The organism is Bacteroides propionicifaciens DSM 19291 = JCM 14649 (genome assembly GCF_000375405.1).
Lineage (GTDB): Bacteria > Bacteroidota > Bacteroidia > Bacteroidales > Bacteroidaceae > Bacteroides_E > Bacteroides_E propionicifaciens.
In genome coordinates this window covers 1-8,890 of the sequence record NZ_AQWS01000047.1, presented here as the reverse complement: position 1 = coordinate 8,890, position 8,890 = coordinate 1, and the positions used below count along the sequence as shown (strand labels likewise).

Below are 8,890 nucleotides of genomic sequence, written 5' to 3'. Positions count from 1 at the left end.
GCTTTTGAATGGACTTAAGGAAGTTGTTTAGTTCTTCACCTGTTTTGAACTGTTTAAAGAACTCATCGGGGATTAAATCTTCTGTTTTCATACATGTCTAAGTTTTTTATTATAAAACAACGGCTCAGGTAAAGTTGTTACCCAAGCCCATCATTTTAACTTACACACTTTATGAGAGGGTGTCCAGAAAATATTCTCAATACGATAAACAGTTTAGTTGAAACCGTTATTTATGCCCTTCTCTTTGTTGTACTCGTTGTTTTCGTATTCTTAGGGCGATGGCGAGCCACACTAATTATCTGTATAACCATTCCACTATCCTTAATTGCCTCTTTCATTTATCTGGCAGTATCAGGGAATTCTATAAATATTGTGTCATTATCTTCTTTGTCCATTGCTATTGGTATGGTTGTGGATGATGCAATTGTTGTACTTGAAAATGTTACAACTCATATTGAACGAGGTTCAGACCCTAAACAAGCCTCTATACATGGTACAAATGAAGTTGCTTTGTCAGTTATAGCTTCAACTCTGACTATGATTGCAGTTTTCTTTCCTCTAACATTGGTTAGTGGAATAACAGACGTGATGTTTAAGCAGTTAGGTTGGATGATGTGTGCTATTATGTTTGTTTCGACAATTGCGGCGTTAACATTAACACCTATGATGTGTTCTCAAATGCTTAAAAAAGAGACAACATCATCTAAGCTGTTCTTGATATTCTTTACTCCTGTTAACCGTGGGCTTAATTGGCTTGATGTTGTATATGCCAATCTGTTGACTTGGTCTGTTCGTCACAGGTCTATTGTTATTATTTCATGCTCACTATTCTTTGTTGCAAGTTTATTTTGCATGAAAGGTATTAGTACTGAATTCTTTCCAGCTCAAGATAATGCTCGTATTGCTGTTGAACTAGAGTTACCAATTGGTACTCGTACTGAAGTATCGCAGTCCCTAGCTCAAGATTTGACAAATCTGTGGATGACTAAGTATAAGGACGAATTAAGGGTTTGCAATTACACTGTGGGACAAGCCGACTCTGATAACGCTTCTGCTTCTATGCAAAATAATGGTAGTCACGTGATAACCTTTAATATTAGTTTGGTTAACCCTGAAGACCGTGACAAAGAGTTATCTTTAATTTGTGACTTGATGCGCGATGACTTGAAGGGTTACCCTGAGTTTTCTAAAAGTCAGGTGATATTGGGGGGGACTAATACAGGTATTGCTAATCAAGCTTCGGCAGATTATGAAATCTATGGTTTTGATATGTTAGTAACAGATAGTATTGCTACAGAATTAAGAAAAAATCTATTAACTGTTGAGGGAGTATCCGAAGTTACTATCAGTAGAGGAGATTATCTTCCAGAATATCAAGTGGATTTTGACAGAGAAAAGCTAGCTCTTCATGGGCTTAACCTCTCTACTGCTGGTAATTACCTTAGAAATAGGGTTAATGGTGCTGTAGCCTCTCAATATCGTGAAGATGGCGATGAGTATGATATTAAAGTGCGCTATGCTCCCGAGTTTAGAACTAGCTTGTCTAATATCGAAGAAATTGTAATTTATAATAGCTTAGGTCAACCTATTCGTGTAAAAGATGTTGGTGAGGTGATCGAAAAATCTTCGCCGCCAACTATTGAACGAAAAGACAGGGAACGTATAGTTACTGTTTCTGCTCTTATTTCTGGTGCTGCACTAGGAGATGTTGTGGCGGGTGGAAATAAAGTTATTGAACAGATGGACCTTCCACAAGGAATATCCATCGGTATTTCAGGTTCTTATGAAGACCTGCAAGAATCATTTGGTGATTTAGGTGTACTGGCTCTGCTTATCGTAGTTTTAGTTTTCATCGTGATGGCTGCTCAGTTCGAATCGCTGACTTATCCTTTTATTATAATGTTCTCACTTCCCTTTGCTTTAAGTAGAGTGTTGCTGGCGCTCTTTATGACCAATAGCACACTGAGTGTGATGAGTTTGTTGGGTGCAATTATGTTGATCGGTATTGTGGTTAAAAATGGTATTGTACTTATTGACTATATAACACTTTGCCGAGAACGAGGTATGTCTGTAGTACTGTCTGTTATAACCTCTGGTACAAGTCGTTTAAGACCTGTTCTAATGACGACAATGACTACTGTTCTTGGGATGATTCCAATGGCTATAAGTACTGGTCAAGGAGCTGAGATGTGGAGACCTATGGCTATTGCTGTTATCGGTGGACTTTCTGTTTCAACAGTTTTGACCCTTGTCTTAATCCCAACGTTGTATTGCGTTTTTGCTGGTACTGGCTTAAAATACCAGCGTAGAAAGCTAAAGCAAGACAATGAAATGCAAACTTTCTTTGCTGGGATACATAGATAGTTTAGTGAAAACTTATAAATATGATAATATGAAATCTGTATTAATAACTTTTGATCAGGCTCACTATGACCGTGTCGTAGCGACTTTGGATCGACTTAACTGTCGAGGATTTACCTATTGGGACCGTGTCAAAGGACGAGGATCTAAAACTGGTGACCCTCATTTTGGTAGTCATGCTTGGCCTTCGATGGGTTCTGCTATTTTAGCTGTAGTCGAAGATGAACAAGTTGATACTTTACTTACAGTGCTAAAAAGAATTGATGATGCTTATGACTTGCTAGGGTTGCGAGCATTCGTATGGAATGTAGAGCAATTTATTTGATATATATTGATTAATGGTTAGTTGGGGAGATGCTTAAAAAAATAAGTAATCTCCCCAATTTGTATTACGTATTTGCCTATCTTTGTCCCATATTTTAAGATATATAATGAGGAATTACTTGATATATACCCTGTTAATGACCGTCATAATAGTTCTTGGTCTTTGGGGATTAAACTTTTTACCTACAATTGAGATCGCAGGTCATACCCTCCGTAAGATCGATATACTTTCTGAAGTACGGAAGTCGGCTAGCTCAGTCAAAGACCTACCCGTAGTTGAAATACCCGACTTAGATGAACTTTTAGACTCTACTCAATTAACCCAAAATGACTCGCTTAATATTCCTGATAGCCTTAGATCGGTTATTCAGGATAGTATTATTCAGGTTGGTCCTAAACAAGTTCTTGCTGATGATAAATGGATTAGTAAAGATACCAATGCAGATGGTATTACTCATATAGTCGATTATAGTGATTCGTCTTCGCGTGGTATGGCTCTTTTTTATGAGTCTCTCAATAGAACTCACGATTCAGCAGGTTACGCTCGGATAGCATTTTTTGGTGATTCTTTTATTGAAGGTGATATACTTACTTCTGATTTGAGATCTTATCTTCAAACTGAGTATGGAGGTTCTGGTGTAGGATATGTGTCTATCACATCTGAAACCAACGGCTTCCGTCCCACGGTAGTTCACTCTTTTGGCGGTTGGGATAGTTTCTCAGTGACAGATGAAAAAGGATTTAAAAACAAACATCAAGGTGTCGATGGTCGCTACTTTAGAGCTTCAAAGAATGCTTATATTGAGCTAAGAGGTCAAAAGCGCTACGGTAGTCACCTTGATTCGTGTGCAATTTCAACTATTTTCTTCAAAAATAGTGACACGATCGACATTGCAGCCAAAGTCAATAAACAAGAGCAACTCTCTTTTTCGATTGAACCTTCAGACGATTTACAATCTGTTGAAGTCAGGGGATCCATTGGTAGAGTACGTTGGTCAGTTAAACCAGATTCGACATCACTCTTTTATGGTGTAGCTATGGATGGAGACTCCGGCGTTATCCTTGATAATTTCTCGCTTAGGGGAAGTTCGGGCTATTCACTCAATAGCATTCCTCCTAAAAATATATCCGACTTTAATAAGCTTAGACCTTACAATTTGATTGTATTGCAATATGGTCTGAATATTGTCTCTCCAGGTGTCTTTGATTATAATTATTACCGTGTGAGGATGAAACAAGTAATTAGTTATTTAAAAGAGCAGTTCCCTCAAGCAGGAATTCTATTACTTGGTGTAGGTGATCGCGACCATAAAAATGAGAATGGTGTATATACCACTATGCCAGAGATCAAATACTTTATTCAGATACAGCGACAGATTGCAAAAGAGAATAATATTGCCTTTTGGAATATGTTCGAAGCCATGGGAGGGGAAGATAGTATGAGGGACTTTGTAAAAGCTCAGCCAGCTAAAGCTAATCTTGATTATACCCATATCAATTTTAGAGGTGGGCGAGTAATAGCAAAAAAATTATTTGAATCGTTGAAATTGGGCAAGTCAGGCCATGATAAAGGTGAAATTTATGTTGGTGAATAGAATTTTGCGTACTTCGTTTATTTTTGCGTTTGGTTTGGTTCGTTTTATCGCTCAGGCGCAAGACGTACTTCCTTTGCCCATGACTGAGCAGACAGAGCTAGTTGTGATTGCTCCACTGAATAGAATCTTTGAGAAAGTCAACCTTGAAGCTTATCAAGTAAGGCTACCCGAAGTTTTTACGGGAGTTCAACCCAGTGTTATAGTAGATCAGAATCTTTCTTTGAATAATTTCTTCCGAAAGCTGAACTCATCTATTAGGGGGCTGGCAAGTGATTCGGTCAAAGTACTGCATGTTGGTGATAGTCATATTAAAGGAGGTTTTTTTACCGAGAAAGTGCAAGATGAATTGATGAACATATTCCCTAGCTTAAATTATCAAGATTTTGGCGTTAATGGTGCTACTGCACTGTCATTCTATAGAGAGAATCGTATCGATCAAATCAAACAAGCGAATCCAGATCTTTTGATCCTTTCATTTGGTACCAATGAGAGTCATAGTAGGCGATATAATGCTGCTATGCACCAAAAAGAGTTGGACAGACTTTTAGGCGCAATCCGTGTAGTTTTACCTGATACGCCTATCTTATTAACTACCCCACCAGGATCGTTCGACCGTGTCCGAAGGCGGGTTTACCGAAATAACCCCAGAACAGCTAAAGCCTCTTCGCTTATTCGGACTGTAGCCCTTGAACATCACTTAGCATATTGGGATATGTACTCCATTGTTGGAGGAAAAGAACATGCTTGTAATAATTGGAAGGACGCTAAATTAATTCGACCCGATCATGTTCACTATTTACCCGAAGGGTATGAACTTCAAGCTAATCTTTTTTGTGAAGCCCTAATTAAAGCCTATAATGAATATATTACCCTTTGATATCGACTGGACTAAAGTCCTGAAAGAATTAACATTCCATCCCGACGGGCCCATGATTTTTAGTAGTGGAGTCTTTTTATGGCTATTCTTGGGCTTTATAATAATATATTACGGGCTTAAGCATAAAGACACTGCACGTATACTCTTTGTTACTGCCTTTTCTTATTATTTCTACTATAAAAGTAGTGGGATATACTTCTTCTTATTGGCCGTTGTGACTTGCTCTGATTTCTTTTTGGCCAAGTGGACAGCTGCACATACCCAAAAGCGTAATAAGAAGGTCTATGTTGCGATTAGCTTGTTCATTAACTTAGGGCTTCTGTTCTACTTTAAGTATACTAACTTTTTTGGAGAGCTGATATCTAAGATAGTTGATTCTAATTTCTCTCCATTTGATATATTCTTGCCTGTTGGTATTTCATTTTTCACCTTTCAGTCTCTCAGCTATACCATTGATGTTTATCGTGGAAGGATTGAACCGCTTAATCGTTTACTCGACTATGCCTTTTATGTGTCTTTTTTTCCACAACTTGTTGCCGGACCTATTGTTCGTGCCCGTGACTTTATACCTCAGATAAACAAACCCTTGTTTATCTCGAAAGATGATTTTGGACGAGGGATGTACTTTATTATATGTGGGTTGTTTAAGAAATCCATTATATCCGATTATATCAGTGTTAATTTTGTCGAACGTATTTTTGATAATCCTACACTATACTCGGGTGTTGAAAACCTTATGGGTGTCTATGGTTATGCTTTGCAAATTTATTGCGACTTTTCTGGATACAGTGATATGGCTATTGGTATAGCATTACTATTGGGTTTTAAGTTTAATATGAACTTTGACTCCCCATATCAGTCGGCCAGTGTTACTGAGTTTTGGCGTAGATGGCATATCTCCCTATCTACTTGGCTGCGAGATTACCTTTACATTTCTTTGGGTGGTAATCGAAAGGGGAAGATTCGTCAGCTTTTTAATCTGATGATTACTATGTTGCTTGGTGGGCTTTGGCACGGCGCCTCTCTCAACTTCCTATTGTGGGGTGGGATGCATGGATTTGCTCTTGTTGTTCATAAGCTTGTAATGCAAGTTCGTGGAAAGACTAAAGAGATTGAGAGTAGGGGATTCCTACGGTTAGCTGGAATTGTTTTAACTTTCCACTTTGTCTGCTTGACGTGGATATTTTTCAGACATACTAGCTTTTCAGCTGCAATCGATATGATCAATCAGATTCTCTTTAAGTTTAACGCAGGTGTTTTTCCACAATTAGTTACAGGTTATTGGAAAGTATTTATTCTGATGGGTATTGGTTTCTTTTTGCACTTTCTGCCAAAGAAATCTGAAGTTATGTTCTCTGGGACGATAACTAGGATGCCTCTTTTGGTTAAGGCTTTTGTCTTTTTAGCATTGATATTCTTTGTTATGCAAATTAAGAGCAGCGATATTCAACCCTTCATATACTTTCAATTCTAACATACAAAGAAAGGTGTACAACTATTTTGATTATAGTGTACACCTTTCTCTATTGTATATTAGCCTAGCTTTTATTCTTCTTCCTCTGATCTTGTGTCTATATCTACTCCTAATAGGTGTAAGTCTTCAATCCGAGTTATTTCTGTTGAGCATTCACCCAACCAGCCGTTCTCTTGATCTACACCTGTATATACTTTGATGAAGTCCACTCCTGGAAGATGAACTTTATTTCCGTTTTTATCTACTGCCCAGTCGATATCTACGGCTGAATCATCTTTATTATTCAGTTCGTTATCGGCATAACCGTAACGAAATTTGTACAATACGTAGTAAGATCCCTCACCACTTTCATCTACCCCATTTTGAGGTAAACGTGTTCCTTTAAAGGTTAGCTTATCCTCTTTTACCCACTGAGGGTAGTAAGATTGTTTATGGAAATTATTTTTTGCTTTATACCCTTTCTGACCTTGGTTGTCTTCCCAGCGGATATACTCAGGTTCATTTGGGTTTGCTGGTTCTTCTTCAGGTTTGAAATATGTTATTTCGTAATTGGGTATCAGTCTAACGTCATTACTATCTTTAACGGCTTTGTCATACCACAATTCTTTGGTAGGGTCTTTGTGCGCACTCCCTGAAATCTCGAACCATTCCCACTCGTCAGCTTCGCCATTTTTGTTTGAGTCATAGGCTACCATAATAACACCTGGTTCACAACTACCACCCAAAGGAGCGTTAGGGTCTGGATTGGCCGCTGCATAAAAGGCGTTAGCAATAACTCTGAAATCTCGTTTACCTTTCACGTTTTCAATAGTATGGTCAAAACCTACCGTAACGTATCCGCCGAAACCTCCAAGACTAATCATACCTTTACCTTTGCCTCCAATGTAGGCGAGAGCTTTTTCATTCATTATTTCCTGTGTATCTCCTTTTACATACTTCGGTAGGTCATTTGTGAATTGTCCTACAGCTGGAAGGTATTCGATTACCTTAGTTATATATGGAGTTGCATTTTCAGAGGGTGGGGTGATTTCTCCAAATCCCACTTCAATTTGAGCTGGATATGGATACTCGAAGCGAATAGAGCCTTGTGAAACTTCAAGGCTGAGTTGGAAAGTTCCAGGATCTAGAAATGCATAGTTCAGATTCTTTTCGGTACTAACTTTTGTTTTTTCTGACCTAGTGCTGGGTTCTTCATTGATTATATACCATTTGAACGATAAGTCTTTGTCTGATATCGTAGTAACCTCTATTTCCAGTGGCTCTCCAATTTTTGCAGACTGAGTTTTTTCTTCAGTATCTGGAAAAGATACATCCTCTTTCGTGAGTACATACTCCAGATCTTCTTCTCCTTTTTGAGTTTTATCATTGTCTTTACAAGCTGTAAAAGAGACGATAAGTAAGAAGGCGAATAATACTTGGCCTAAATAATGTTTTTTTGTTTTCATTTTGAGATGATTGAATAATTATTAAAAGTATTTGTCACAGTGAGTTTCACTGTCTAATTCTAATAACCTTCAAGGGGTAGAGATGTGGATGAATATTTTATAAGCACAGTGTAATGCCGATAAAAACATGTCCTAAAGCCTTAGTCCTCGAAAGCCGTTGGTTTAAAATAGTCTTGGCAGGTTTTCTGACTTGCTTCATCTATGAACTCCTTCCCATTCTTAAACTGAACAGTGGATTTAATTATTCATAGACTTTGGGTTGAAGCTTACAGCAGCGGGTCTGTTCAGGATTTCAACCTGATTCCCTTTTAACTATAGTTGGTGAGAGCCAGCTATAGAACCAAAATCTTATCCAAAGATACCTATATTTATTAATTAAATTAAATTAAAGCATATTTATGTTGCATGATCCTTATTCTAGTTCATTGAGTATCTATATCCTTACTGGTTTGTCCACTTCGACCTACTCGGAGCCCCCAAGGGAGTAGCTCATTTTAGATTTCCACCGTAGTGGTTTTACTGCAACAGTTCAGTAATAAAATAAACTTTATATAATAAGGAGTAGTAAAGGAGGACTTGTAACCCCCATTAAAAACTATGTAAAATTATTTCATATGCTAACCTGTGGATTGATAGCTTGTTATGTATAAGCCTCTAAAATCTATTCAAAATAAGTGCAAATGCATTTGGAATTCGCAATCCTATGCTATACTTTTGCACTCGCTTTGTAAGAGACAAGGCCTCGAGGTTAAGGCCACGAGAAAATGACATACTGGCAGAAAAGAAGTTTTTCGAATTTCAGGTAGAAGCTTGC

5 protein-coding genes, 1 pseudogene and 1 riboswitch are annotated in these 8,890 nt (G+C 37.9%); of the genes and pseudogenes, 5 read left to right on the top strand and 1 reads right to left on the bottom strand.

What is annotated here, in order from left to right:
- Nucleotides 1–186 precede the first annotated feature (186 nt).
- The 5 genes and pseudogenes from B091_RS12180 to B091_RS0110955 all read left to right on the top strand — a co-directional run.
- Nucleotides 187–2,364 (top strand): annotated as a pseudogene (locus tag B091_RS12180) (efflux RND transporter permease subunit); the annotation flags it as partial.
- A 28-nt stretch (nucleotides 2,365–2,392) separates the two neighbouring features.
- A complete protein-coding gene (locus tag B091_RS0110970; RefSeq protein WP_018110042.1) occupies nucleotides 2,393–2,686 on the top strand; it encodes a PG0541 family transporter-associated protein in 294 nt (97 codons plus the stop codon).
- 136 nt (nucleotides 2,687–2,822) lie between these two features.
- Nucleotides 2,823–4,280: an SGNH/GDSL hydrolase family protein gene (locus B091_RS0110965; protein WP_018110041.1), complete on the top strand. Its 1,458-nt coding sequence runs from the start codon at nucleotides 2,823–2,825 to the stop codon at nucleotides 4,278–4,280.
- Complete coding sequence (locus tag B091_RS0110960; RefSeq protein ID WP_040368895.1) at nucleotides 4,267–5,157, top strand: GDSL-type esterase/lipase family protein; 891 nt, start codon at nucleotides 4,267–4,269, stop codon at nucleotides 5,155–5,157. Before B091_RS0110965 ends, B091_RS0110960 begins: the two co-directional genes overlap by 14 nt.
- Nucleotides 5,138–6,631, top strand: a complete 1,494-nt coding sequence (locus B091_RS0110955) for an MBOAT family O-acyltransferase (RefSeq protein WP_018110039.1) — start codon at nucleotides 5,138–5,140, stop codon at nucleotides 6,629–6,631. Before B091_RS0110960 ends, B091_RS0110955 begins: the two co-directional genes overlap by 20 nt.
- Nucleotides 6,632–6,702: 71 nt before the next feature.
- Here B091_RS0110955 and B091_RS0110950 read toward each other — a convergent pair whose 3' ends face one another.
- A complete protein-coding gene (locus B091_RS0110950) occupies nucleotides 6,703–8,076 on the bottom strand; it encodes a hypothetical protein (protein WP_018110038.1) in 1,374 nt (457 codons plus the stop codon).
- Between the two features lie 158 nt (nucleotides 8,077–8,234).
- Nucleotides 8,235–8,436, bottom strand: a riboswitch (cobalamin riboswitch).
- Nucleotides 8,437–8,890 lie beyond the last annotated feature (454 nt).